This window comes from Pseudaestuariivita rosea (assembly GCF_017592335.1).
Classification (GTDB): domain Bacteria; phylum Pseudomonadota; class Alphaproteobacteria; order Rhodobacterales; family Rhodobacteraceae; genus Parasulfitobacter; species Parasulfitobacter rosea.
The window spans coordinates 37,063-60,910 of sequence record NZ_JACNMP010000012.1; the positions used below are offsets into that span (position 1 = coordinate 37,063).

Sequence of the window (23,848 nt, forward strand, 5' to 3'; positions counted from 1 at the left end):
GGGTCGTTTTGCTTTGTCGGCATGGATTGCAGATCCGGACTATCGGCGGATGAGGTACAGATGACACGTGCGATCATGATCCAGGGGGCCGGGTCAAACGTCGGCAAGTCCCTGATTGTCGCCGGTTTGGCCCGTGCCTTTGTCAATCGCGGGTTGCGTTTGGCCCCGTTCAAGCCGCAGAATATGTCCAATAACGCAGCCGTGACAGCCGATGGCGGTGAAATAGGGCGGGCCCAGGCGCTTCAGGCGCTGGCCGCGCGCATCGAACCGACCGTTGACATGAACCCTGTGCTTTTGAAGCCCGAAAGTGAAACCGGCGCCCAAGTGATCGTTCAGGGCAAATGGGTCGGAAACCTTGGCGCCAGGGGATACACCGAAACGAAGACGGCACTGATGCCCCGCGTTCTGGAAAGTTTTGATCGACTTAAGGGAACCGCAGATCTGATCCTGGTCGAGGGCGCTGGCAGTCCGGCTGAGGTCAACCTGCGCGCGGGCGACATCGCGAACATGGGCTTTGCCTTGGCCGCTGATGTTCCAGTGGTCCTGGTGGGCGACATTGATCGTGGCGGCGTGATCGCACAGCTGGTGGGCACATATCAGGTGCTGGATCAAACAGATCGCCATCAGATCAAGGCTTTTTGCATCAACAAATTCCGCGGCGACGTTTCGCTTTTTGCTGATGGCATGACGGCGATCGAAGCGCAGACGGGCTGGTCGTCTTTGGGTGTTTTGCCGTGGTTTCCAGATGCGGCCAGGTTACCCGCCGAAGACGCCTTGGATATTGTCGGGTCAGGGACTGGTCCGGTCAAGATCGCCGTCCCACGGCTTTCCCGTATTGCCAATTTTGATGACCTTGATCCGATTGCCGCAGAGCCGGATGTTCAGTTGCAGTTTATCGAACCCGGGCACCCGCTGCCCGGCGATGCAAAGCTGATCATTCTGCCAGGCACAAAATCCACACTGGCCGAGCTGAAATTTTTCCGCGACCAAGGATGGGATATTGATCTGCGCGCCCATGTGCGGCGTGGCGGGCATGTTTTGGGTCTGTGCGGTGGCTATCAGATGCTGGGGCGCATGGTTGCTGACCCGCATGGGCTTGAGGGCACGGCGGGCCACACGCCGGGTCTGGGGTTACTGAGTGTCGAGACCACTATGCAACCTGACAAGGCCGTACGGCAGGTGCAGGGAAAAGAGATCGCGACAGACCACGCTGTCAGCGGCTATGAAATTCACATCGGTCAGACGACTGGTGCAGACTGTGGTCGCCCATGGCTGATGATTGACGGTCAACGCGCCGGTGCCATGTCAGAGGATGGACGGATCAAAGGATGCTATGTTCACGGTATTTTTCAATCCGATACCTTCCGAACAGCGTTCCTGAAAACTGTTGGCGGCAGTGGACGTCAAACCAGCTATGGTGCAAAGGTCGAAACGGTACTGGACACACTGGCCGCGCATCTTGAACAGCACCTGGATCTGGACATGCTGGAAAGTCTGGCGGCTGAGGTTTAGTTCAGTTCCTGGCTGGCAAGCGCGCGATGAATTTCGCGGCGGACCAGTTTGCGCACATTCCGCGTAATACGTTCGCCCAGTTCACCCTGCAGTTCCTGCCGAACCAATTCGGCAACCAGATCACGCAGGGCGTCTTCGTCAAACCCGCCATCGTCCGAAGCAAAAATGTCGATGTTTTCGTCATCGTCATTCTCAAGAATGGCGTCATCAAGATCGTCTTCAACAACCGTTTCGGGTTTCTTCGCCGAAAAAGGCTGTTCAGGTGCAATCTTGGGGGTATCGGTTTTGACCTCTGCGACCGGCTTGTGATCGGAAAAATCAACAACCTCAAGTTTTGGCCGTTCCACTGTTTTTTCCTGGGCCGGTTCGGACACACTGTCCGAAGTGACTTCGACATCTTCAACAGATTTCACTTCGGAAATCCGTTGCGTATCCGACAGCAGCAAACGTTCCGCTGGCGCGTTCTTTGAGGCAGCCACTTTTGGGTCTTCGGCGACAAGACGTCTTATCGAAGACAAGACGTTTTCAATTTCATTATTTTTTAGCGCGTCAGACATTTCAAAATGACCTCAAGAATCTTCAGGGGTCATATTACATTTCGAATCGTTTTGCGGCAAGTAAAGAGAATCTTATTGCTTACCTAGTGCACGCAAAACACGGTCAAGCTGCCGTCCCTGCTGGCTGCGGTTGGTCGGGCCATCCTTGACCATGTTGTAATAGGCCGCCGGATCATAGGTTTGAATACCCAGATTCAGATAGTCGGCTGTCAGCAAACCCATGGAGGACAGAACCTGATAATAGGCGATATATTCCTGAGTCGAGGCATCGATCAGATCGTTGGTCGCGTCCAGCAATTCCTGTTCGGCATCCAGAACGTCCAGCGTGGTTCGTGCGCCCAAGGTGGCTTCTTCACGAACGCCTTCGAAAGCAACGCGCGCCGCCCGCACCTGTTGCTGGCTGGCTTGAATACTGGCGCGGGCAACGCGCAGGTCGGCATAGGCATTACCAACATTCTGACGCACATCATTGACGACGATATGCAGGCCAGCGCGCTGTTGATCACGGCGGGCCATGGCCTGGCGGACCAATGATGACAGCCGCCCACCCTGATAAATCGGTTGGCTTAGGGTGATGTTGACGCCCTGACTGCGGGTGTCGACATCATTTGTTGAATCCAGCCCGTAGACACCACCGCGTTCCCGTTCCAGCCCGATATTACCCGACAGATTAACCGATGGGCCCATTGCGGCTTCGGCCTGTTGAATCTGCAATTCGGACACGGACACAAGGCGTTGCGCGCGACGGATATCGGGATGGTTACGTTGTGCAAACTGCACGGCCTCATCTTCGGACCGGGGCAGGCTGGGCAGGCCGGGGGGTGTTGCAAGAGTGCCGGGCGCACGGCCAACGGCATTGCGATATTCTTCACGGGACCGGGCCAGCTGACCTTCGGCGGCGGCCAGATTGCTGCGGGCGGCGGCCAGACGGGCTTCGGCCTGGGCAACGTCGGTTCGCGTGATCTCACCTACTTCAAAACGGTCACGGGCGGCACGCAGCTGTTCGGTGATCACACGCACGTTGTTGCGGCGCAGACCCACCGTTTGTTCTTCGCGCCGGACGTTCATAAAGGCGATGACCGCGCGAAGCAGGATCTGCTGTTCAACCGCGACCAATGCTTCGCGTGTGGCCAGCACGTTTTCCTTGGCACCGTCAATGGCGAAACGTGTTCGGCCACTATCAAACAAAGTGATTTCAGCCGAAAGACCGACCGAGGCCGACAATGACCATCTGTCTGTTGTGTCACGGTCAAAGGTCGATGACCCGCCGTATCCTGCGCTGACAGAGTAACTGATAGCAGGCCGCAATCCGGCCAAGGCCTGGGCCACATCTTCATCTGCGGCCCGAAGAACAGCTTGTTGCTGATCCAAAAGACCCGACTGCCGATACGCGCCGATCAGGGCATCTGTAAGGGTTTCAGCATGTGCAGAAACCGAAATACATAATGCCGTAGCAGTGGCGCCGAATACCTTGATATAGTTCACTTGCCTGCCCACCAATTCTGTCAAAAGAGCACGTCTATAAACGCTTATGATTTTTGCTATATAAATATCTTGCGGCGTTTTACGATGTCAAAGCTGAAAACTTTGGGTCTTCCAAAATCCGCCTAATATGGGCGCACCTGCGTTAAATATGAAACGCCAACTGACCAAACCGTCGTTTTTATAGCCGATTTTAACCTGTCCAAGCGCCCCATCCATGAAAATCGCCGCAATGCGGCCGTTGTTTTTCAGTTGATCAAGAATGGTCTGAGGCACCTCTTGGACGCCGCCCTGAATAGTGATCACATCAAAGGGTCCGTGTTTGACCGCACCTTGATCCAGTGGGCCTTGCAGCACAGCAGCGTTGTCGATGCCCTGGTCCAGCAATGTTGCTTGCGCGGTTTCGGCCATGGCGTTGTCTTCCTCAACGGCGACCACGGCTTCGGCCATATGCGCGATCAGTGCCGTTGAATAGCCCAAGCCGCACCCAAGATCCAAAACCAGTTCATCGGGTTCGATATTCAGGCCATCCAGTATCTTGGCCAGCGTGCGTGGCTCAAGCAAGACACGGTCATCGGACAGTTCCAGATTTTCGCCGATGTAGGCGGTCTCGCGCTGGCTATCGGGCACATAGAGTTCCCGCGGCACGCTGAGCATCGCATCGATGATCGGGAACTTCGTCACGTCCGAGGGACGCACTTGCGTATCAACCATCATGCGGCGGCGGGTGGCAAAATCACTCATCTGTCGTCTCTGTCCTGGGCACGTTTGCTGCGTTTTGCCACAATGGCAGGCGGGCAGCAATGATGGATCACTATCCCGCGGGATTAAACACCAAGGCACCAGCGCATGATCGCCTTTTGGGCGTGCAGACGATTTTCAGCCTCGTCAAAGATCACGGAACTGGGGCCATCCATGACGGAACTGGTGGCCTCTTCTTCACGATGGGCGGGCAGGCAGTGCATGAAGAGCGCGTCAGATTTGGCATGCGCCATCAGGTCGTCATTCACCTGATAGGGCCGCAGCAGGTTGTGGCGGCGTTCGCGGGCGGACTGGGCATCATGCATACTGACCCATGTGTCTGCGACCACCAGATCAGCGCCATCGACGGCTTTGAAGGGATCGCGTTCGATCCGGATATCCACGCCTTTGGATCGGGCCAGATCGACAAATTCCTGTTCTGGGTCAAGCACTTCTGGTCCCGTAAAAGTCAGGTCAAACCCGAACTGGCCCGCAGCATGCAGGAAGCTGGCACAGACATTGTTACCGTCGCCCGTCCAGACAACCTTTTTGCCCGCAATCGGGCCACGATGTTCCTCAAAGGTCATGACATCGGCCATGATCTGACAGGGGTGCGTGCGGTCGGTCAGACCGTTGATCACAGGCACGGTGGCATATTCTGCCATCTCGGTCAGGACAGTTTCGTCGAATGTGCGGATCATGATCAGATCGACATAGCGTGACATAACGCGGGCGGTATCGGCAATGGTTTCACCGTGCCCAAGCTGCATGTCATTGCCTGACAGAACCATGGTTTGCCCACCCATCTGACGGACACCCACATCAAAGCTGACCCGTGTGCGGGTCGAAGGCTTTTCAAAGATCAGCGCCACCATATGACCGGTCAGCGGCAATTCATCGTCCGGTGTGCCCCTTGGGCGGCCATTGCGGGCAGTTTTCATCTGTTTGGCGTGATCGATCATCGACCGCAGATCAGTGGGGTCGGTTTTATGGATATCAAGGAAGTGGTTCATTTTGTTTCGCTTTTTCTTATGGACCGGCGGGGGCTGCCTGCCCCCGCACCCCCGGGAGTATTTGGGGAACAATAAAGGATCAGGCCACCTGCTTCAGGCTGGCGGCGGCTTTATCAAGGCGATCTATGGCCTGCGCTATGTCGCTATCGGTGATATTCAGCGCGGGCAGCAGGCGCACGACATTATCCGCCGCGGGAACGGTGATGACGTGGTTTGCATAACCAGCCGCGACGACATCGGCATTTGGCGCCTTGCATTTCAGGCCCAGCATCAGGCCGCTGCCGCGCACGCTTTCAAAGATATCGGGGTGGTTGGCGACCAGGCCCTCCAGCTTTTGTCGCAGCAGGCCGGCGGTGCGATTGACCTGATCCAGAAAGGCGGGGTCGGCCACATGATCCATCACTGCGCATCCGACGGCACAGCCCAGGGGGTTGCCGCCATAGGTCGATCCGTGCGTGCCGGCGGTCATGCCGCTGGCGGCATCTTCGGTCGCCAGAACGGCACCCAGGGGGAAACCGCCGCCGATGCCCTTGGCCACCATCATGATATCGGGGGTGATCCCGGCCCATTCGTGAGCAAAGAGCTTGCCAGTGCGGCCAACGCCGCATTGCACCTCATCCAAAATCAGCAGAATGCCGTGTTCATCGCACAGATCGCGCAGGCCCTTCAGGCATTGGTCGGGCACGGTGCGAATGCCGCCTTCGCCCTGAATGGGTTCGATCATGATGGCGCAGGTCTGATCCGAGACAGCGGCCTGCAGCGCTTCGTGATCGCCGAAGGGCAGATTGGTGAAGCCGGGCAGCAGGGGACCGAAACCCTTCGTCATCTTTTCCGACCCGGCAGCCGCGATGGCGGCCGAGGACCGGCCATGAAAGGCACCTTCGAATGTTATGATCTGGGTGCGATCGGGCTGGCCTTTGTCATGGAAATATTTACGCGCCATCTTGACCGCCAGCTCGCAGGCCTCGGTCCCGGAATTGGTGAAAAAGACTGAATCAGCGAATGTTGCGTCCACCAGTTTATCGGCCAAGGCCTGTTGTTGCGGGATATGATACAGGTTCGACACATGCCAAAGCGCGGCGGCCTGATCGGTGACGGCCTTGACCAGATCGGGGTGCGCATGCCCCAGGCAGTTCACCGCAATACCCGCGCCAAGGTCCAGATATCGGGTTCCGTCCGCCTCGATCAGCCAAGAGCCTTCGCCTTTGACGAATGTCAAAGGCGCGCGTGTATATGTCGGCAGTACAGACGGGATCATTGCGATTGTCCTTTAAAGTGAGGCTTTTGAGTGCCGGAGCGATCAAGCCAAGTCAAGTTTTAGGAAAAAAATGTGCAAAAGCACAAAAGAAACAGCGTCGCGATCAGCGACGTCGGCGAACGATATATACGCAGTGTTTCATATTGTCCGTATATCGGATTTTCCGTGCTTGTCCAGTTTGCTGTTCAAAACGCGCCTTGCACCAACGATCAGCCTGTGCCATCGCGCGATTATGGTCGATTCAAAAAACAACCCCGCAGTTGCCATCGTTTTTATGCTGGTAGCGACCGTTTTTATTGCGGGGACGACCCTGATGGCAAAGACCCTGGGCACGGATATGCTGGGGCCAAAGCTGCATCCCCTGCAGATTACATTTGGCCGGTTTGCCTTTGCATGGTTGGTGTTGGTCGCTTTTTTACCTTTTCTTTTCAGTCACTTGAATACACGGCCCAATATGGGCCTGCATATTGCCAGAACGACCTGCGGGGCGGGCGGTGTGACATTGATGTTTGCCGCTGTGGCCTTTATTCCGCTGGCCGATGCGACGGCGATCAGTTTTCTGAACCCTGTCTTCGGGATGATATTTGCGTTTTTCTTCTTGCGCGAACGTGTCGGGCCATGGCGGTGGACGGCTGCCGTGATTGCGCTGTTTGGTGCGATGATCTTGCTGCGGCCGGGGCCGGATACCTTTCGGCCCGAGGCGCTGCTGGCTCTTGGGGCAGCCTTGATCCTGGGGTTTGAGCTAATTTTCATCAAGAAACTGTCAGGCCGCGAAACACCCTATCAGATTTTGCTGACCAATAACTCAATCGGGTTGTGCATGGTCACTGTCGCGGTGCTGTTTGTCTGGCAAGCCCCGACGGCCCAGCAATGGCTTGCGCTGGCGGGGGTCGGTGTGTTGATGGCCTGTGCGCAGGGCTGTTTTGTCAACGCGATGCGCCGGGCAGATGCCAGTTTCATCGTCGTCTTCAGCTATGCGACACTGGTATTCGCAGCGCTTTATGACGCTGTTTTATTTGACGTTTTCCCCGACTGGGTGTCGATACTGGGGGCCGCAACGATCCTGTCTGGCGCATTCCTTATGGCGTGGCGCGAAGGCCGCGTCAGGCCTTCAGCCGATAGCCGCGCTTGAACCAGTACCAACACAGCACCACAAGGCCGATACTGGCCGCAGAACAGACCACCAGCCCTAGCCAGGGTGAGCTGTCCGACACGCCCAGAACACCATACCGCACACCGTCGATCAGATAGAAAATCGGGTTCCAATGGGTCAGAGTCTGCATAATCGGTGGTAGACTGTCGATCGAATAGAAGGTGCCCGACAGGAAAGCCAGCGGCGTAACAATGAAATTGGTGATCGCGGCCATCTGGTCGAATTTATTGGCAAAAATAGCCGCAACGATGCCAAGTGCCCCCAGCATAATGGACCCAAGCAACACGAAAATCAGCGCCCACAGCGGGTGTTGAATGCCGATCCCCAGAAAGGCCAGCATGCCGACACCGATGGCAAGTGCCACCAGAACCCCACGCCCGACACCACCGGCGATGTAGCCCAGGACCAGCTCAAGCGGTGAAAGGGGCGGCATCAGGGTATCGACGATGTTGCCCTGAACCTTGGCGATCACGATCGAAGACGATGTGTTGGCAAAGGCGTTCTGTATCACCGTCATCATCAGAATACCGGGGGCCAGAAACGCGATAAAGGGTTGGCCCATGACCTCGCCGCGTCTGGGTCCGATGGCCAGATTAAAGATTAGCAGGAACAGGCCTGCGGTCACAAGGGGCGCGGCCAGGGTTTGCGTCCAAACGGCCAGAAACCGGCGAACTTCACGTTCGGACAGCGTGTAAAGCCCCATCCAGTTGATGCGACCGAAGCGTCTGACACCCATCTGTGTTGAATCTGCCATCTTTCCCCCACCAGTCGCTTGTATCTTTGGTCTGCGTGACTAGAATAGGGTCTTGGCCAAGAACTCAACCCCGATGCGGCCTGTTTTTATTTGCTACGAAGGAAAGCCCATGTCCTGGACCGATGAACGCGTCGAAATCCTCAAGAAAATGTGGGGCGAAGGACAGTCCGCAAGCCAAATTGCCAAGGAATTAGGCGGGGTTACGCGGAATGCGGTGATTGGCAAGGTGCATCGCCTTGGGTTGTCGAACCGTGCCGGATCGGGCGGCGGGGCCAAGACGGCGGCCAAGGATAAGGCGGCGCCAAAGGCTGAGGCGAAGGCGAAGCCAGCGGCGCGCAAACCAGCAGAAAAGGCCAAACCAGCGCAGACTGATGCGAAACCCGTGGTGCCCATGCGTAAGGCGATCATTCCTGCGGGCCAACCATTGCCACCGCAGCCGTCGGCCAACGAAATCAGTCCCGAGGCGCTGGCCAAGGTCAATGAGGTTGAGAAAAAAGCCAAGAAAATCAGTCTGATGGAGCTGACCGAGCGGACGTGCAAATGGCCGGTTGGCGACCCTGCGACCGAAGATTTCTGGTTCTGCGGGCTACCGGTCCAGGCCGGAAAACCCTATTGCGAAGCCCATGTCGGCGTAGCGTTTCAACCCATGAGCACCCGCCGCGACCGCCGCAGGTAGACGCAAGTTTAGCATTCCAAACAAAACGCAACGTCATCTGGGTTAACGCACCGCTCAGTGCCAAAATCGCATGTGCAAATTGCACATTTTTGATGTTTTCGGATGGCTTCAATACACAGTTTCTGACAATTCGTACGTTTTGTACGCAGGTTTTGTGCGAACTGAAAATGGCGTTTGTACGATTCTTCCGTTGCAACAAGGGGCGTCAATGCGCGCGTCTTGGCGGGGTTTAGTTAACCAATCGCCAGCGTTAACGATTTGCGGCGCCAACAGAATGCGCTTGTCAAACTGTTGCAATCTATCGCGCCGAAAGTGATGGCCCTTATCCAAAGCACAACATCTTTAGTGCATCCAGTTTCACAACCGAGGATGATGAGGTGTTCTGAGGCGATGACCGTCTGGAGGATGCTATTGCGTGGGCGGCGAGTGTTACGTTGTGTCGTCGTGATACTCTGGGTGAAAATATGAGTGAGCGGCGCAGTATCTGTTTTAGCCCACGTCTGTTTTGGCCTGCGCCAAAATTATTGCCGCTGAGGGGCTCACAAAACCAAAATAGACTACATGACGCTAGCAAGTCCGCATTATCCAAATCGCCACCGCCAGCGGCAGCAGCAAAGTCAAGGCCATCAAAACGTTGATCACAGGCGTCCGATCGAAATTTTTCATACCGATCGCTGCAAGCAGAGTTTCTTTGAGGTTAAATCGGTTATGATCGGCAACAATGGCCGTTAGCAAAACCGCCAGAGGCCAAAAGGCCAAATGCACCCAGACCAGGCCACCATTGCATAGCAAAACGAGCCCCCCGTTTCTAATCCCTTCAATAGACTGGGCAATCTAGGTCATTTTTGCAAGGCTTACGATTGCTTTATGAGTCCATTGGGCGAACTCATTGTGCAGAGCGTTTCAGTTTTTAGGAGCGATGCATTTGTTTCACAAATCTCGCAAAATCTGTGCGATCTGTTTTGGGTGGGTGATTGGCGCCATGTGGCCAGCGTCGCGGATTGTGGTGCGGCGGGCGTGGGGGATGCGTTGGGCCAGTGCGCGCAGGATGGCGCCCACGACCGGTTGCGACTGACCGCCGTCGATCAGGTCGACGGGCATCGGCAGGGCCTCAATGACGCCTGAGGTCAGCAGGCCCGCTGTATCGTCTTCGATCGCAGTGCCTTGCAGCGGGATCAGCGGCACGCGGTCGATGATGTATTGGCGTTGTTTTTCCGGCATCGCGTCCCACGGCATACGCGCGCCCCACATGTCCATGAAAACCCGCGCGGCGGTGTCGTGATCGCCGGTGTCCATCGCCTGCACGAACGGTTGGAACCGCTGGACATGCAGATCATAGGCGGGATCACCCGCGGCGCGTGCGGCGGCAAAGAACACAGGTTCGATCAGGCTGAGGCGCTGCACCAGTTCGGGTTGCTCACAAGCCAATCGCAGCGCGACAGTGCCCCCAAAGGAATGGCCGATCAGGTGCACCGGACCGTCACAAAAGCTGGCAGCGATGCGCGTCGTCTCAGTCTGATAATCGCCCGGGCCCGTCCAGTCCCCCGACCGCCCGTGCCCCGGCATATCAAAGGCCACCATTTGGTGCGTGTCAGACAACGCCTTCATGACACCGGCCCAAACCCCGTGATGGGCCAGTGAACAGTGGATCAGGACCGCCGGCGTTTCGCCCTGCCCGGCCTGGGTCCAGAAGACCTGATGCCCGGCACGGATGTCTTTCACTAGATGCGGCCTTCCAGGTGGGCCTCAAGATCCATCAGGCGATCCTGCCCCCAGAAGCGCTGATCGTCGTCAGTGATGTAGAAGGGGGCGCCGAAGGCACCGCGGTTCACGGCCTCTTCCAGATTGGCGGCATAGGTTTCGGCCCCCTGCAGCATACCGCTGTCGGCCAGGCTTGCGTCGAACCCGGCAGCTGTCAGGCAATCGCGGATTACGTCATCTTGCGCGATGTCTTTTTCCTCAGACCAGCAGGCGCGGGTCAGTGCATGCACAAGCGCGCCCACATCGCCGCTGCCAGAAGCCTGGGCCGCAATGATCGCATAGGATGATGGCGCAGGATTCGTGGGCCAGTGGGCGGGCTGAATGTTCAGCGGCATGTCCAGCAGTTTGGCCCGGCGCACCAGGTCCTGCTTGCGGTATTCCTGACGGTTGGGGTGCCGATCCTTGGGCGGGATGCCCCCGGTGCGGGCAAAAAGCCCCATGATATCCATAGGCTTATAGGTGATCGTGGCGCCGTGCTTTTTCGCCATATCTTCCAGCTTGGTGCCCGCCAGATAGGTGAAAGGTGAGATCGTTGCAAAAAAGTAGTCTATATGTGCCATCGTTTACCTCCCACGTGGCAAAATCTTTGCGCCACGTTAGACGCATGCTAAGCGGTGTCAACGTCACGAATCCGTTGCAAACGGAACAGCCCTGGGGACACCGAAGAAAATGCCAACCATCCTTGAGCCGAAACTGATTTCCGGTAATGCCAACCGGACACTGGCCAACGCCGTCGCACGTCGTATGTCGATGCATCGCGGCATCAACGTGGGGTTGGTCGATGCCCGGGTTGAACGGTTCAATGATGGTGAGATTTTCGTTGAAGTGTTCGAAAATGTGCGGGGCGAGGATATGTTTATCATCCAGCCCACGTCGAACCCGGCGAATGACAATCTGATGGAGCTGCTGATTATCTCGGATGCGTTGCGCCGGTCGTCTGCCGCGCGGATCACGGCTGTGATCCCCTATTTCGGGTATGCCCGCCAGGATCGCCGCACCAAGGCGCGCACCCCGATTTCTGCCAAGCTGGTGGCGAATATGCTGGTTGAGGCCGGGATTGAGCGTATCCTAACAATGGATTTACACGCGGCGCAGATACAGGGCTTTTTCGATATTCCGGTGGATAACCTTTACGCCTCGCCCATCTTTGCGTTGGATATTCAGGCGCAGTTTTCTGACCTTGACAAGGTGACCGTGGTATCGCCCGACGTGGGCGGCGTGGCCCGCGCGCGTGAACTGGCGCAGCGGATCGGCTGCGGTCTGGCCATTGTCGACAAGCGCCGCAATAAACCCGGTGAAGTGGCCGAAATGACCGTGATTGGTGAGGTCGAGGGCCAGACCTGCATCATCGTTGATGACATCTGTGATACGGCCGGCACGCTGTGCAAGGCGGCCGAAGTTCTGTCAGATGCGGGCGCGACCGAGGTGCACAGCTATATCACCCACGGCGTTCTGTCAGGCCCCGCAGTGGGACGCATTACGAAGTCTGTGATGAAAAGCCTGGTGATCACCGATTCAATCGAAGCCACCGAATCCGTCAAAGCCGCCCCCAACATTCGCATCCTGCCAACCGCACCAATGCTGGCCCAGGCCATCCTGAACATCTGGAACGGCACGTCGGTCAGTTCACTGTTCGAAACCGAAACCCTGACCCCGATTTACGAGGGGTTTTATAGCTAAATAAAAAGCCCCGCCAAAAGCGGGGCAGTTTATAAGGCTATCGTGACCTTATCTAACCGATATCCCGATCTCATCCCCGACTGCGACCAGGTCGGCGACCAGTTTTGTGGCGGCTTCAACGGCGTCGTCGGGGGCGTTTTCTTGGGCTTTGCGGGCGTCGTTGACCAAGGCCGTCAGCTCATCTGCGGTGAATTCATCCCGGGGAATGGCGCGTTCGGCCAGGACCGACGTCGCCTCGCCCGAGATTTCGGCGAAACCGCCGGTGACAATGTAGTCCTGACTGCCGCTGTCGCTGACCACACGCAGCACACCGGGTTTCAGCGACGTGATGGTCGGCGCATGGTCGGGCATGGCGGTCATATAACCTTCGGCCGCGGGTATCTGCACCTCGGTCGCCTGAAGCGAAGCAAGGCTTCGTTCAGGACTGACCAGATCAAATTGCATTGTGTTTGCCATGGCTTAGGCCGCCTCTGCTGCCATTTTTTCGGCTTTGGCTTTCACGTCTTCGATGCCGCCGACCATATAGAATGCGGCTTCGGGCAGGTGGTCGTATTCACCGGCGACAACTGCCTTGAACGACGCGATCGTGTCTTCCAGTGGCACCTGAACGCCGGGCGACCCGGTAAAGACTTCGGCCACGTCAAACGGCTGCGACAGGAAGCGCTGGATTTTCCGGGCGCGGGCCACGGTCAGTTTGTCTTCCTCGCTCAGTTCGTCCATGCCAAGGATCGCGATGATATCCTGCAGTGATTTATAGCGCTGCAAGATGCCCTGAACATCACGGGCCACCTGATAGTGTTCGTCGCCGACAACACCGGGATCCAGGATACGGCTGGTCGAATCCAACGGGTCCACCGCAGGATAAATGCCAAGTTCCGAAATCGCACGGCTAAGAACCGTGGTCGCATCAAGGTGCGCAAAGGATGTCGCCGGTGCCGGGTCGGTCAAGTCATCCGCAGGCACATAAATCGCCTGAACCGATGTGATCGAGCCGTTCTTAGTCGATGTGATCCGTTCCTGCATCTGGCCCATGTCAGTTGCCAGCGTCGGCTGATAGCCCACCGCCGATGGGATGCGGCCCAACAGCGCTGACACCTCAGACCCCGCCTGAGTAAAGCGGAAGATGTTGTCAACAAAGAACAAAACATCTGTGCCGGACTGGTCGCGGAACTGTTCCGCCATTGTCAGACCAGACAAGGCAACCCGCATCCGTGCGCCGGGGGGTTCGTTCATCTGGCCGTAGACCAGCGCCACTTTGGACTTGGTCAGGTCATCGGCATTGATCACACCGGATTCGATGAATTCATAGTAAAGGTCGTTGCCTTCACGGGTTCGTTCGCCCACACCAGCGAACACGGAATAGCCCGAGTGCACTTTGGCGATGTTGTTGATCAGTTCCTGAATCAGAACCGTCTTGCCCACACCGGCACCACCAAACAGGCCAATTTTACCACCCTTGGAATAAGGCGCCAGCAGGTCGATGACCTTGATGCCTGTGACAAGAATGTCAGACGACGTTGCTTGCGCCGCGAAATCAGGGGCTTCGGCGTGAATTGGGCGCGTTTCCTGTGCACCGATTGGACCCTTTTCATCAATCGGCTCGCCCACGACATTCATGATCCGGCCAAGCGTTGCGTCACCCACCGGCACGCTGATCGGGCCTTCGGTATCTGTCACCTCTTGCCCGCGCACCAAACCTTCGGTGGCGTCCATCGCAATCGCGCGCACCGTGCTTTCGCCCAAGTGCTGCGCCACTTCCAGAACCAGTGTCTTGCCGTTATTGTCGGTGGTCAGCGCGTTCAGGATCTCGGGCAGATGATCTCCGAACTGCACGTCCACAACGGCGCCAATCACCTGGGTGATTTTACCTTTTGCGTTTGCCATTGTCGTTTCTCCGGTTCTAGCTTCTTAGGCCCGATAACACATCATCGGGCAGTTTTATACGGACAAGCTGCCATTGCAGCCCTTGTCGTTCAAAATAAAGATCGGCCGCCGTTTCGCCACCTGTCTCGGACTCAGACAGCGTCACTTTGAATTCGTTGGGCGTGGTGAAAAACGCCCAGGCGACATGATTGATCGGATCGTTCACGTCTGATTGTCTGATCACCTCGACCGCGTTGGCGGGGTTGACGAAACTGTCGACCATGCCTTCGACCATCGCGCCGCCCAGGGCACCGGCCAAGGGGTCTGATCCGGCCATCGTCGCCGTCAGATCGTCGCTTAGGGCATCGCGCACACGGTCCCAGTCGACCTGCCGTTCCAGCACGGCCTGGTCGCCCTCTTTCACGCCATTTGCCAGCGTATAAGCGCTCCAATACGGCAAAGCGGCATAGGCGAGTGCGCCCAGACATGCTATGAACAGCAGCTTGCGCACCTAGAGCGCCTCCGCACCCGAGATAATTTCGATCAGTTCGTTCGTGATCACGGCTTGGCGCGAGCGGTTGAACTGGATGGTCAGCTTGTCGATCATTTCGCCCGCGTTGCGCGTTGCGTTGTCCATCGCTGACATCCGCGCGCCCTGTTCAGACGCTGCATTTTCCAGCAATGCCGCGAATATTTGCGTCGCAACACCACGTGGCAGCAAATCGGCCAGAATGGCCTCCTCACTGGGTTCATAGTCATAAAGCGCGCTGACGCCTTCGCCTTCTTCAAAGACGGCGGGAATGATCTGCTGTTCGGTGGGCACCTGACTGATCACCGACTGGAAGCGATTGAAGAAAATCGTGGCCACATCGAATTCTTCGGCGTCAAAGCGGGTCAGCACATCTTTTGCGATGTCCTGGGCGTTGGCATAGCCGATTTTCTTGACTTCGGTCAGATCAACATGATCGATGAAATGATCGCTGTGGCTTCTTTTCAGGATCTCACGACCCTTTTTACCGACAGTGATGATCTTGACCGTTTTGCCTGCGGCCAGCAATTCATCGGCGCGGGTCTTGGCCAGGCGGGCAATCGACGAATTAAACCCGCCGCACAGACCGCGTTCGGCGGTCATGACGACCAGCAGATGCACATCATCCTTACCCGTTCCCGCCAGCAGACGCGGCGCCGTGTCAGACCCGCCAACCGACTGCGCAAGGCCGCTGAGCACGGCGTTGAAGCGTTCGGCATAGGGGCGCGCCTGTTCGGCGGCATCCTGGGCGCGGCGCAGCTTTGCGGCCGCGACCATCTGCATGGCCTTGGTGATCTTGCGTGTGCTTTTGACACTCTCGATCCGGTTTTTCAGGTCCTTAAGACTTGGCATGGCCGGGACCCCTTACGCGAAATCGGCGGCGTATTCGTCAAGCGCACCTTTGATCTTGTCGGCGGCATCGCCCTTGACCTTGGGGTCTTCGTTCGTGATCCAGTCCAGCAAATCCTGATGCTTGCTGCGCAGGTGGTTCAGCAGACCGTCTTCGAAGCGGCCCACATCTTTCACCGCGATGTTGTCCAGATATCCGTTGGTGCCCGCATAGATCACGCAGACGATTTCGGCGTTGGTCAGCGGTGAATACTGGGGCTGTTTCATCAGTTCCGTCAGACGCGCGCCGCGGTTCAGCAGGCGCTGCGTGGCTGCATCGAGGTCCGATCCGAACTGCGCAAAAGCCGCCATTTCGCGATACTGCGCCAGTTCCAGTTTCACCGGGCCCGCCACAGATTTCATCGCGTTGGTTTGCGCGGCCGATCCCACACGGGATACCGACAGACCGGTGTTCACAGCGGGGCGGATACCCTGATAGAACAGTTCGGTTTCCAGGAAAATCTGGCCGTCGGTGATCGAAATCACGTTCGTGGGAATAAAGGCCGACACGTCGCCGCCCTGGGTTTCGATGATCGGCAGCGCGGTCAGCGATCCTGCGCCGTTGTCTTCGTTCAGCTTGGCCGAACGTTCCAGCAGGCGCGAGTGCAGATAGAAAACGTCACCCGGATAGGCCTCACGACCCGGTGGGCGGCGCAGCAGCAGCGACATCTGACGATAGGCGACGGCCTGTTTCGACAGATCATCATAGACGATCAGCGCATGCTTACCATTGTCGCGGAAATACTCGGCCATCGCGGTGGCCGCATAAGGCGCCAGGAACTGCATCGGTGCAGGTTCGGACGCGGTGGCGGCGATCACGATGGAATAGTCAATCGCGCCGGTTTCTTCCAGCTTTTTCACCAACTGCGCAACGGTCGAACGTTTCTGACCAACCGCTACATAAACGCAATAAAGCTTCTTGCTTTCGTCGTCGCCCGCGGCGTCATTGTAGGACTTCTGGTTCAGGATCGTGTCCAGCGCCACGGCGGTCTTACCGGTCTGACGGTCACCGATGATCAGTTCGCGCTGACCGCGGCCAATCGGGATCATCGCATCCACAGACTTCAGGCCGGTCGCCATCGGTTCGTGTACCGATTTCCGGGGGATGATGCCGGGCGCTTTGACGTCGGCCACGCGACGTTCTTTCGTCTTGATTTCACCCTTGCCGTCCAGCGGGTTGCCCAACGCGTCAACAACACGACCCAGCAGCGCTTCACCGGCAGGGACGTCCACAATCGAATTCGTCCGCTTGACCGTGTCACCTTCTTTAATGTCGCGGTCCGACCCAAAGATAACCACACCGACGTTGTCGGTTTCCAGGTTCAGCGCCATCCCCATGATATTGCCGGGGAATTCGACCATCTCGCCGGCCTGCACATTGTCCAGACCATATACACGGGCAATCCCGTCGCCTACGCTAAGGACGCGGCCAACCTCGGCCACCTCGGCTTCTTGTCCGAAGTTCTTAATCTGGTCCTTGAGGATCGCAGAGATTTCGGCTGCTTGGATACCCATTATCCGACCTCTTTCATGGTGTTCTGGAGTGCACTGAGCTTGGATTTGATCGACGTATCAATCATTTTCGAGCCCACTTTAACGACAAGACCGCCGATAAGACTTTCATCAACGGTCGCTTTGATATTCACATCTTTGCCAACGGTGGCTTTCAGCACCTTGGCCAGCTTGTCTGACTGCGCCTTGGTCAGGGCCTTGGCCGATGCGACCTCGGCCGAAACTTCGCCCTTGTCCTCGGCAATCAGATCACGCAGTTGCTGCAAAAGCTGAGGCAGAACGAACAAACGACGCTTGGCGGCCATCAGGCCCAGCGTGTTGCTGACCAGCTCTGACAGAGCCATCTTCTTGGCCAATTCCGCAATCGCGGCGCCCTGATCTTCGCGCGAATAGATCGGCGAATGGATCAGATCGCGGAAGTCTGCGCTGTCTGACAGAGTCTCGGACAGGGCATCTATGTCTTTTTCCAAAGACGCAACAGCTTTATCGGCTTTCGCCAGTTCAAAAACGGCAGTGGCATAGCGGCTTGCGATGCCAGTTGAGATCGAACCTGGTTCGGACACGTCCACCCTTCCGATATCTTTGGCCCTGTCGCCCGCGTGGACCGGACAAGTCAGGCATGCTGCACCCCATCTTGAAGCGGGGCATCAAAATCAGGAGGCATGTAGCAGAGCCTTTCGCACCCCGCAACCACCCATCTTGGTAACTTGTTTCCCTCAGAACATAGGAAACACTGACCTTTCGCCAAGGTGCGACCGTTTTGCACAAAATTTATGACAGAAAAACTTTGGTTTTTGCGGATTTGGCTTCGGTGATTCTGGCGATGCAACACGAAATGTTTGCCCGATGCCGAAAAAGACCCTTATCAGCCGAACCGCTGCGCCATCATTTCAAGATCGTCGATAAACTGAAGTTGTCGCGCATCATCCAATCCGCTCAGGATATTCTTACAGTTTTCAACGTCTTTTGCGCGAATGCCTTCGATGACCTCTTTGCCTTGGTCCGTCAGAAAAACAGCGATTGCCCTTTTATCAGTCGGGTGTGGCTGCTTTAGGATCATTCCATTCTGGATAAGCCGATCTATGATGGATTTCATGGTGGTTGTTTGAACCCCGAAATATGCGGCCAGCTCTTTCGACATAAGACCCGGCGTGATCAGCAGTAGGCCCAAAAGCTGCCGTTCCAGGACCGAAAGTTTCAGCCGCGTTTCTTCTGTGTCCTTTTCCTGTTGGCCTACATAGATGGCCCGCAACAAGACCCTGACGGCTTCGGCCATACGTTCTTCGGGGCTGAGTGCTGATGTGTCAGTTGATTTCGTCATTCCATTCCAACAGTGGCTCTTGAGTAGAACGAAATTCGTTCTAAATAGCGTGATATTCATTCTAAATTCTAAAACCTATCGGTCGAACGCAACGATGCAGCAATATCGGGGAAAAGCCTAGCATGAGAAAAAAGTTCATCATCACAATGATCATCCTTTTCGCTGTCACGACACCTTTGGCAGCTTTCATCGCCAGCATTGATGCACCGGATCCCGGCCACCCGCCTGAAATGCTGCCGTCTGATCAGTATATTCGTCATACCACAACTCGCATCATAAACGCGCCGCAACTTATGACAAAGCAGTGGTTGGAAAATCGTCGTCTGACCAGTTTCATGACCGCCACCGAAGGTTTGCCATCTGTCGTTTCAACAACGCCAATCGCGGGAATATGGGGCGAAAATGGCGCGACCAGATATGCTAATCTGGACAACGGACATACCGCCATAGATCGTATCATCGAAAATCGTGATCCCGATCTGTTCCATTACCAGGTTTTTGGTTTCACGGCTGCGTCCCGGTACATTGTCGATCACATCGAAGGTCGGATCGAATACACCGCACTGACACCGGATCAAACCCGGATCAGTTGGAGCTATGGCATCGCACCGACATCCATCCTCACCAGACCGATCGCAAGTACATTCATGGAAAATCGCATCGTGCCGTTCATGGAAAACACGATGAACCAGATGGCCAGAGCGGCAGAAGCTGAACTTAATTGATACAAAGCTGACCGGATATCACGCTTCGGCTCTGCATCATACGACGGCATCTTTCATTCCACCCGGCAACCCCTTATCTTGCCCTGAAACCATGACGAAGGGGCAGTCATTGATTATCTCGGATATTGCCGACGGGGTTCTGCGCGGCATCAATAATGTCACTGATACAGTCACATCGCCCTTTCAGCCCACCTCGATCAGGCTTGGCGTGACGGGGCTATCGCGTTCCGGGAAAACGGTTTTTATCACCTCGCTTGTGGCCAATCTGCTGGATCGCGGGCGGATGCCTCAGTTGATCGGCGCGGCCAGTGGCAGCATTCAGACCGCCTATCTGCAGCCGCAGCCCGACGACACCGTGCCCCGCTTTGACTATGAGGCGCATCTTGGTGATCTAACGGCACCCACGCCCAAATGGCCCGACAGCACCCGCACCGTCAGCCAGCTGCGCTTGTCGCTGAAGGTCCAGCCGCGCGGGTTGATCGGTACGATGTCGGGGCCGCGTACCGTACATCTGGATATCGTCGATTATCCGGGCGAATGGCTGTTGGATCTGGCGTTGCTGGACAAGACCTATAGCGAATGGTCGGCCGACGTTCTAGACCGCATCGCAAACCGGGATGCCGCGCAAAGCTATCTGAAACTGCAGTCCGGTATCGATGGAACCCAGTCGCTGGAAGAACCCGTCGCGCAATCACTGGCGCACAGTTTCACGCAGTATCTGCGCACCGCACGGGCCGAGGGGTTTTATGACTGCACCCCCGGACGTTTCCTGCTGCCCGGCGAAATGGAGGGATCGCCCGCGCTAACTTTCGCCCCCCTTGACCCGCTGGACAGCGCCCCGCGCAAAAGTCTGTGGCGCGAAATGGATCGCCGGTTCGAGGCGTATAAATCCCGGATCGTGAAGCCCTTTTTCCGGGATCACTTCGCGCGGATCGATCGGCAGGTGGTTCTGGTCGATGCCCTTGGCGCAATTCACAAAGGTCCGCAAGCGGTCGAGGATATGCGCCATGCGCTGGCCGATATTCTGGGCGCGTTCAAACCCGGCCGCAATGCCTGGCTAACGCAGCTGTTCCGAGGCAAACGGGTCGAACGGATCCTCTTTGCCGCGACCAAGGCCGACCATCTGCACCACCGTCAGCACCCCCGCCTGACTGCGATCATGGAGGCGCTGGTGGGCGATGCCCATGACCGTGCCCGCTTTGCCGGGGCCGACACGCAGGCCATGTCCATCGCCGCCCTGCGCGCCACGGTCGAGGAAACGATCGATCATCAGGGCCAGACCCTGGATTGCGTCCGTGGCACCTTAATGGACAGCGGGAAACAGGCGGCCTTCTACCCCGGCGAACTGCCCGAAGACCCCACCCATCTGCTGAACCCGGCCCGGTCGGGGGCCGAAAAATGGCTGGACGCGGATTATGAGATCATGAGCTTCGCCCCGGCCCCCCTGACCTTGAAACCGGGCGACGGACCGCCCCATATCCGGTTGGACAAAGCCGCAGAATTCCTGATCGGAGACCGCCTGCGATGACCAGCAAACCCAAAGGCCCCGTTCTGATCGAACTGGACGACCGCGTGCCGGAACAGACGCCCGCCACCGCCCCGCCCGTGCCGGATGTTCAGGTGCCCACGCCCTCGGGCCAGGCGATGCAGACCGTCGCGGCCCTGGCATCACGTCGCGGATCGGGCTTGGGTAAATGGTTCTGGGGGTCACTTGGCGCGCTGCTGACCTTTGTTCTGTCCATCGCTGCGTGGGATTTCATCACCGGTCTGGTCGAACGGAACGCCATATTGGGCTATGCCGCGCTTGGTCTGACTGCCTTGTTTCTGTTTGTCCTGCTGATCATCGCGCTCAAGGAACTGGCTGCGTTTTCCCGACTGGGGCGCATCGACCGTATTCACAAAGCTGCCGAAACCGCTCTGCTGAACGATGACCTGTCGCAAGCCCGTGCCGTGATCGGGCAGCTGGATACACTCTATAAATCCCGCGATGACACCAAATGGGGCCGCGACAAGCTGAAGGAACGGCAGGGCGACGTTCTGGATGCCGATGGCCTGCTGACCCTGGCTGAACATGAGCTGCTGACGCCCCTTGATGCGGCTGCGATAAAACAGGTCGAGGCCGCCGCGCGTCAGGTGGCCATGGTGACGGCCCTTGTGCCCCTTGCTCTGGCCGATGTCTTTGCCGCGCTGACCGCCAACCTGCGGATGATCCGCCAGATTGCCGAGGTCTACGGCGGCCGCGCCGGAACCCTGGGCAGTTGGCGCCTGACGCGGTCGGTCCTGACACATCTGGTGGCAACCGGCGCCGTTGCCGTGGGCGATGACCTGATCGGGTCCATGGCGGGCGGCGGTGTTTTATCAAAGATATCAAGACGTTTCGGCGAGGGCCTGGTCAACGGCGCCCTGACCGCACGCGTCGGCGTCGCCGCGATCGAGGTCTGCCGCCCCCTGCCCTTCACCACCCGCAAACGCCCCAGCGTCAGCGGCATCGTGAAACGCAGCCTGACCGGACTATTTGGGTCGGACAACAAGGAGTAATCGCCATGGAATCTCTTGCCGCCGACCTTGCCACGATGGTGCGCACCCCGCTTCATGATAACCACGTGACCGCAATGCGGAGGGTGGGCAAGGAAGTGCATCTGAAGGCCGGGGAAATGCTGCAGAAGCTGGGCGAACCGGCGGACACGTTTTACTATCTGCTTGAGGGCGAGGTCGAGGCGATCGACCCCCGGACCAATGAACGCTATGGCAATGCCTCGCTTGGGCCGACCCAGTTTTTCGGCGAAATCAGCTTTCTTTCGGGCAGCAAGGCGATGCTGGGCGCACGGGTTGTGCAGGATGCCCATCTGATCAGTGTCAGCCGCCATGACATGCTGGATCTGATGTCGAAAATCCCCGAGATGAGCGATATCATCGTCACCGTTTTTGCCGCGCGGCGCCGTCGTCTGCTGGAAAGCAATGAGGCCGGCCTGACCCTGATCGGGGCCGAGGTCAGCCGCGATATCCGCCGCATCGCCGCTTTTGCCAGCCGCAATCGTATCCCCGTGCGGTCGCTCACCCTTGGTGAACATGAGGCCGAAGCGATCGCCCATGAATGCAAGATCGGCGATCCTCAACCCGCTGTTATCCTTGGTAAAACCGAAGTCATCCCTGACGCCACGCCCGCCAAGATCGCGCGCCGTCTGGGCCTGGATATCAGCATCGAACCTGACCATATTTTCGACGTCCTGGTCGTGGGGGGCGGCCCCGCTGGCGTTGCCGCCGGTGTCTATGCCGGGGCCGAGGGGTTGTCGGCGCTGGTCATCGAAGACCTGACCATCGGCGGGCAAGCGGGCACATCCAGCCGGATCGAAAACTACATGGGCTTTCCCACCGGCATTTCCGGCGCCGATCTGGTCTGGCGGGGCGAAGTTCAAGCGATGAAATTCGGCACGCGCTTTGCAGTGCCCCGCCGCGCGGTCAAACTGGAACAACGCGAAAGCGATGGCGTTTTCTGCATCACCATGGACGACGGTGATATCGTCTGCGCCAAAGCGGTCATTGTGGCGACCGGTGTGCAATATCGGCGTCTGCCCATCGATAATCTGGAACAGTTCGAAGGCATCGGCGTCTATTACGCCGCCACCGATATCGAGGCCCGCTATTGCCGCGATACCGAGGTCGCCGTGATCGGCGGTGGCAATTCCGCCGGTCAGGCCGCGATGTTTTTGTCACGCACCGCTAAACACGTGCATGTTCTGGTGCGCGGCAACAGTCTGGCCGCGTCCATGTCGGATTATCTGGTCAGCCGTCTGGAAGCCGACCCCAAGATCACCATCCATTATCGCACGGAAATGAAAGAGCTATCCGGCGATGATCATCTGGAACAGGTCATGATCCGTGATAAGGAAAGCGGCCAGGACTGGTCACTGCCCTGCCGCGCGGTCTTCATTATGGTGGGCGCCGCCCCGAACACCGACTGGCTGTCAGGCCTGGTCGACCTGGACGAAAAATGCTTTGTCAAAACCGGCGCTGATGTGGGGGCAGGGTCATCCTACGAAACCTCGCATCCCGGTATCTTTGCCGTAGGCGACGTGCGCGCCGGGTCCGTCAAACGCGTGGCTTCAGCCGTGGGCGAAGGATCGGTCGTGATCTCAAAAGTATGGGATTATATCGCAGACACCAGTTCCTGAGCAGTATTTTTGCGGAGTCAAAAAATGGTACGGACTTTGGGCATTGATTGGATGGCTCTGAATAGTATCGGTTTCTGCAGTTCCTCTTGACTCAGGCCGCGCGGCCCCCTAAACGCCGCTGCATCACATAGGAAGTGTCGAACTTCCGGTCTCTTGCGCTAAAAGAGATCGCCATCCGTCAGCGAGTTTCGCCCACGGGTGCAATTGTGCTTTGAACGGTCGCTTCCTACGTTAAGCGACACATGGGTTAA

Annotated in this window: 23 protein-coding genes; 8 read left to right on the plus strand and 15 right to left on the minus strand. The window is 57.4% G+C overall.

Annotation, left to right across the window (positions count from 1 at the left end; all coding sequences use genetic code 11):
• Positions 1-60: 60 nt before the first annotated feature.
• Positions 61-1,512, plus strand: a complete 1,452-nt coding sequence (locus tag H7848_RS10015) for a cobyric acid synthase (protein ID WP_208350744.1) — start codon at positions 61-63, stop codon at positions 1,510-1,512.
• On the opposite strand, the gene H7848_RS10020 is transcribed toward H7848_RS10015, so the two are convergent.
• From H7848_RS10020 to H7848_RS10040, 5 genes are all read right to left on the minus strand, one after another.
• Positions 1,509-2,069: a hypothetical protein gene (locus tag H7848_RS10020; RefSeq protein ID WP_208350916.1), complete on the minus strand. Its 561-nt coding sequence runs from the start codon at positions 2,067-2,069 to the stop codon at positions 1,509-1,511. The genes H7848_RS10015 and H7848_RS10020 overlap by 4 nt on opposite strands.
• Positions 2,070-2,141: 72 nt before the next feature.
• Positions 2,142-3,554, minus strand: a complete 1,413-nt coding sequence (locus H7848_RS10025; protein WP_208350745.1) for a TolC family outer membrane protein — start codon at positions 3,552-3,554, stop codon at positions 2,142-2,144.
• An 87-nt stretch (positions 3,555-3,641) separates the two neighbouring features.
• Positions 3,642-4,295 (minus strand): protein-L-isoaspartate O-methyltransferase family protein, encoded by a 654-nt coding sequence (locus H7848_RS10030; RefSeq protein ID WP_208350748.1) that lies wholly within the window; start codon positions 4,293-4,295, stop codon positions 3,642-3,644.
• 83 nt (positions 4,296-4,378) lie between these two features.
• A complete protein-coding gene (gene argF / locus H7848_RS10035; protein ID WP_208350750.1) occupies positions 4,379-5,305 on the minus strand; it encodes an ornithine carbamoyltransferase in 927 nt (308 codons plus the stop codon).
• A gap of 79 nt (positions 5,306-5,384) precedes the next feature.
• Positions 5,385-6,563 carry an aspartate aminotransferase family protein gene (locus H7848_RS10040; RefSeq protein WP_208350752.1) on the minus strand — a complete coding sequence of 393 codons (1,179 nt, stop codon included), beginning with the start codon at positions 6,561-6,563 and terminating at the stop codon, positions 5,385-5,387.
• 313 nt (positions 6,564-6,876) lie between these two features.
• Here H7848_RS10040 and H7848_RS10045 point away from each other — a divergent pair, with 313 nt between their 5' ends.
• Positions 6,877-7,695: a DMT family transporter gene (locus tag H7848_RS10045; RefSeq protein ID WP_336512084.1), complete on the plus strand. Its 819-nt coding sequence runs from the start codon at positions 6,877-6,879 to the stop codon at positions 7,693-7,695.
• On the opposite strand, the gene H7848_RS10050 is transcribed toward H7848_RS10045, so the two are convergent.
• Positions 7,667-8,470 (minus strand): ABC transporter permease, encoded by an 804-nt coding sequence (locus H7848_RS10050; protein WP_208350757.1) that lies wholly within the window; start codon positions 8,468-8,470, stop codon positions 7,667-7,669. The genes H7848_RS10045 and H7848_RS10050 overlap by 29 nt on opposite strands.
• A 109-nt stretch (positions 8,471-8,579) precedes the next feature.
• Here H7848_RS10050 and H7848_RS10055 point away from each other — a divergent pair, with 109 nt between their 5' ends.
• The gene (locus tag H7848_RS10055) at positions 8,580-9,146 is read left to right on the plus strand and encodes a GcrA family cell cycle regulator (RefSeq protein ID WP_208350759.1); all 567 of its coding nucleotides are present in this window, start codon (positions 8,580-8,582) and stop codon (positions 9,144-9,146) included.
• Positions 9,147-10,076: 930 nt separating this feature from the next.
• Here H7848_RS10055 and H7848_RS10060 read toward each other — a convergent pair.
• Together H7848_RS10060 and H7848_RS10065 are read right to left on the minus strand one after the other, a co-directional pair.
• The gene (locus H7848_RS10060) at positions 10,077-10,868 is read right to left on the minus strand and encodes an alpha/beta fold hydrolase (protein WP_208350760.1); all 792 of its coding nucleotides are present in this window, start codon (positions 10,866-10,868) and stop codon (positions 10,077-10,079) included.
• Positions 10,868-11,467, minus strand: a complete 600-nt coding sequence (locus tag H7848_RS10065; RefSeq protein ID WP_208350763.1) for a 2-hydroxychromene-2-carboxylate isomerase — start codon at positions 11,465-11,467, stop codon at positions 10,868-10,870. The genes H7848_RS10060 and H7848_RS10065 overlap by 1 nt, the downstream gene beginning before the upstream one ends.
• Before the next feature lie 109 nt (positions 11,468-11,576).
• Between H7848_RS10065 and H7848_RS10070 the strand changes: the two genes are divergently transcribed.
• Positions 11,577-12,587 carry a ribose-phosphate pyrophosphokinase gene (locus H7848_RS10070; RefSeq protein WP_208350764.1) on the plus strand — a complete coding sequence of 337 codons (1,011 nt, stop codon included), beginning with the start codon at positions 11,577-11,579 and terminating at the stop codon, positions 12,585-12,587.
• A gap of 48 nt (positions 12,588-12,635) precedes the next feature.
• Here H7848_RS10070 and H7848_RS10075 read toward each other — a convergent pair whose 3' ends face one another.
• The 7 genes from H7848_RS10075 to H7848_RS10105 form a co-directional block, all read right to left on the minus strand.
• Complete coding sequence (locus H7848_RS10075; RefSeq protein ID WP_208350765.1) at positions 12,636-13,043, minus strand: F0F1 ATP synthase subunit epsilon; 408 nt, start codon at positions 13,041-13,043, stop codon at positions 12,636-12,638.
• Positions 13,044-13,046: 3 nt separating this feature from the next.
• A complete protein-coding gene (gene atpD / locus H7848_RS10080; RefSeq protein ID WP_208350766.1) occupies positions 13,047-14,471 on the minus strand; it encodes a F0F1 ATP synthase subunit beta in 1,425 nt (474 codons plus the stop codon).
• 16 nt (positions 14,472-14,487) lie between these two features.
• Entirely contained in the window at positions 14,488-14,961 is a 474-nt protein-coding gene (locus tag H7848_RS10085) for a DUF2939 domain-containing protein (protein ID WP_208350767.1), read from the minus strand.
• Entirely contained in the window at positions 14,962-15,831 is an 870-nt protein-coding gene (locus H7848_RS10090) for a F0F1 ATP synthase subunit gamma (RefSeq protein WP_208350769.1), read from the minus strand.
• 12 nt (positions 15,832-15,843) lie between these two features.
• Entirely contained in the window at positions 15,844-17,382 is a 1,539-nt protein-coding gene (gene atpA / locus H7848_RS10095) for a F0F1 ATP synthase subunit alpha (protein WP_208350770.1), read from the minus strand.
• Entirely contained in the window at positions 17,382-17,942 is a 561-nt protein-coding gene (locus tag H7848_RS10100; protein WP_208350774.1) for a F0F1 ATP synthase subunit delta, read from the minus strand. The genes atpA and H7848_RS10100 overlap by 1 nt, the downstream gene beginning before the upstream one ends.
• Before the next feature lie 302 nt (positions 17,943-18,244).
• Positions 18,245-18,700, minus strand: a complete 456-nt coding sequence (locus H7848_RS10105) for a MarR family winged helix-turn-helix transcriptional regulator (protein ID WP_208350776.1) — start codon at positions 18,698-18,700, stop codon at positions 18,245-18,247.
• Between the two features lie 122 nt (positions 18,701-18,822).
• On the opposite strand from H7848_RS10105, the gene H7848_RS10110 reads away from it, so the two are divergent.
• From H7848_RS10110 to H7848_RS10125, 4 genes are all read left to right on the plus strand, one after another.
• Positions 18,823-19,425 (plus strand): SRPBCC family protein, encoded by a 603-nt coding sequence (locus H7848_RS10110; protein WP_208350778.1) that lies wholly within the window; start codon positions 18,823-18,825, stop codon positions 19,423-19,425.
• Positions 19,426-19,534: 109 nt separating this feature from the next.
• Positions 19,535-20,953: a YcjX family GTP-binding protein gene (locus H7848_RS10115; RefSeq protein ID WP_208350780.1), complete on the plus strand. Its 1,419-nt coding sequence runs from the start codon at positions 19,535-19,537 to the stop codon at positions 20,951-20,953.
• The gene (locus tag H7848_RS10120; RefSeq protein WP_208350782.1) at positions 20,950-21,963 is read left to right on the plus strand and encodes a YcjF family protein; all 1,014 of its coding nucleotides are present in this window, start codon (positions 20,950-20,952) and stop codon (positions 21,961-21,963) included. The genes H7848_RS10115 and H7848_RS10120 overlap by 4 nt, the downstream gene beginning before the upstream one ends.
• A 5-nt stretch (positions 21,964-21,968) precedes the next feature.
• A complete protein-coding gene (locus H7848_RS10125; RefSeq protein WP_208350785.1) occupies positions 21,969-23,597 on the plus strand; it encodes an FAD-dependent oxidoreductase in 1,629 nt (542 codons plus the stop codon).
• The last annotated feature ends 251 nt before the right edge of the window (positions 23,598-23,848 follow it).

Coding starts and splice junctions, on each gene's coding strand:
- H7848_RS10015 (WP_208350744.1), top strand. CDS start 61: ATGACACGTGCGATCATGATCCAGGGGGCCGGGTCAAACGTCGGCAAG.
- H7848_RS10020 (WP_208350916.1), bottom strand. CDS start 2,069: ATGTCTGACGCGCTAAAAAATAATGAAATTGAAAACGTCTTGTCTTCG.
- H7848_RS10030 (WP_208350748.1), bottom strand. CDS start 4,295: ATGAGTGATTTTGCCACCCGCCGCCGCATGATGGTTGATACGCAAGTG.
- argF (WP_208350750.1), bottom strand. CDS start 5,305: ATGAACCACTTCCTTGATATCCATAAAACCGACCCCACTGATCTGCGG.
- H7848_RS10040 (WP_208350752.1), bottom strand. CDS start 6,563: ATGATCCCGTCTGTACTGCCGACATATACACGCGCGCCTTTGACATTC.
- H7848_RS10045 (WP_336512084.1), top strand. CDS start 6,877: ATGGCAAAGACCCTGGGCACGGATATGCTGGGGCCAAAGCTGCATCCC.
- H7848_RS10050 (WP_208350757.1), bottom strand. CDS start 8,470: ATGGCAGATTCAACACAGATGGGTGTCAGACGCTTCGGTCGCATCAAC.
- H7848_RS10055 (WP_208350759.1), top strand. CDS start 8,580: ATGTCCTGGACCGATGAACGCGTCGAAATCCTCAAGAAAATGTGGGGC.
- H7848_RS10065 (WP_208350763.1), bottom strand. CDS start 11,467: ATGGCACATATAGACTACTTTTTTGCAACGATCTCACCTTTCACCTAT.
- H7848_RS10070 (WP_208350764.1), top strand. CDS start 11,577: ATGCCAACCATCCTTGAGCCGAAACTGATTTCCGGTAATGCCAACCGG.
- H7848_RS10075 (WP_208350765.1), bottom strand. CDS start 13,043: ATGGCAAACACAATGCAATTTGATCTGGTCAGTCCTGAACGAAGCCTT.
- atpD (WP_208350766.1), bottom strand. CDS start 14,471: ATGGCAAACGCAAAAGGTAAAATCACCCAGGTGATTGGCGCCGTTGTG.
- H7848_RS10090 (WP_208350769.1), bottom strand. CDS start 15,831: ATGCCAAGTCTTAAGGACCTGAAAAACCGGATCGAGAGTGTCAAAAGC.
- atpA (WP_208350770.1), bottom strand. CDS start 17,382: ATGGGTATCCAAGCAGCCGAAATCTCTGCGATCCTCAAGGACCAGATT.
- H7848_RS10105 (WP_208350776.1), bottom strand. CDS start 18,700: ATGACGAAATCAACTGACACATCAGCACTCAGCCCCGAAGAACGTATG.
- H7848_RS10110 (WP_208350778.1), top strand. CDS start 18,823: ATGAGAAAAAAGTTCATCATCACAATGATCATCCTTTTCGCTGTCACG.
- H7848_RS10120 (WP_208350782.1), top strand. CDS start 20,950: ATGACCAGCAAACCCAAAGGCCCCGTTCTGATCGAACTGGACGACCGC.
- H7848_RS10125 (WP_208350785.1), top strand. CDS start 21,969: ATGGAATCTCTTGCCGCCGACCTTGCCACGATGGTGCGCACCCCGCTT.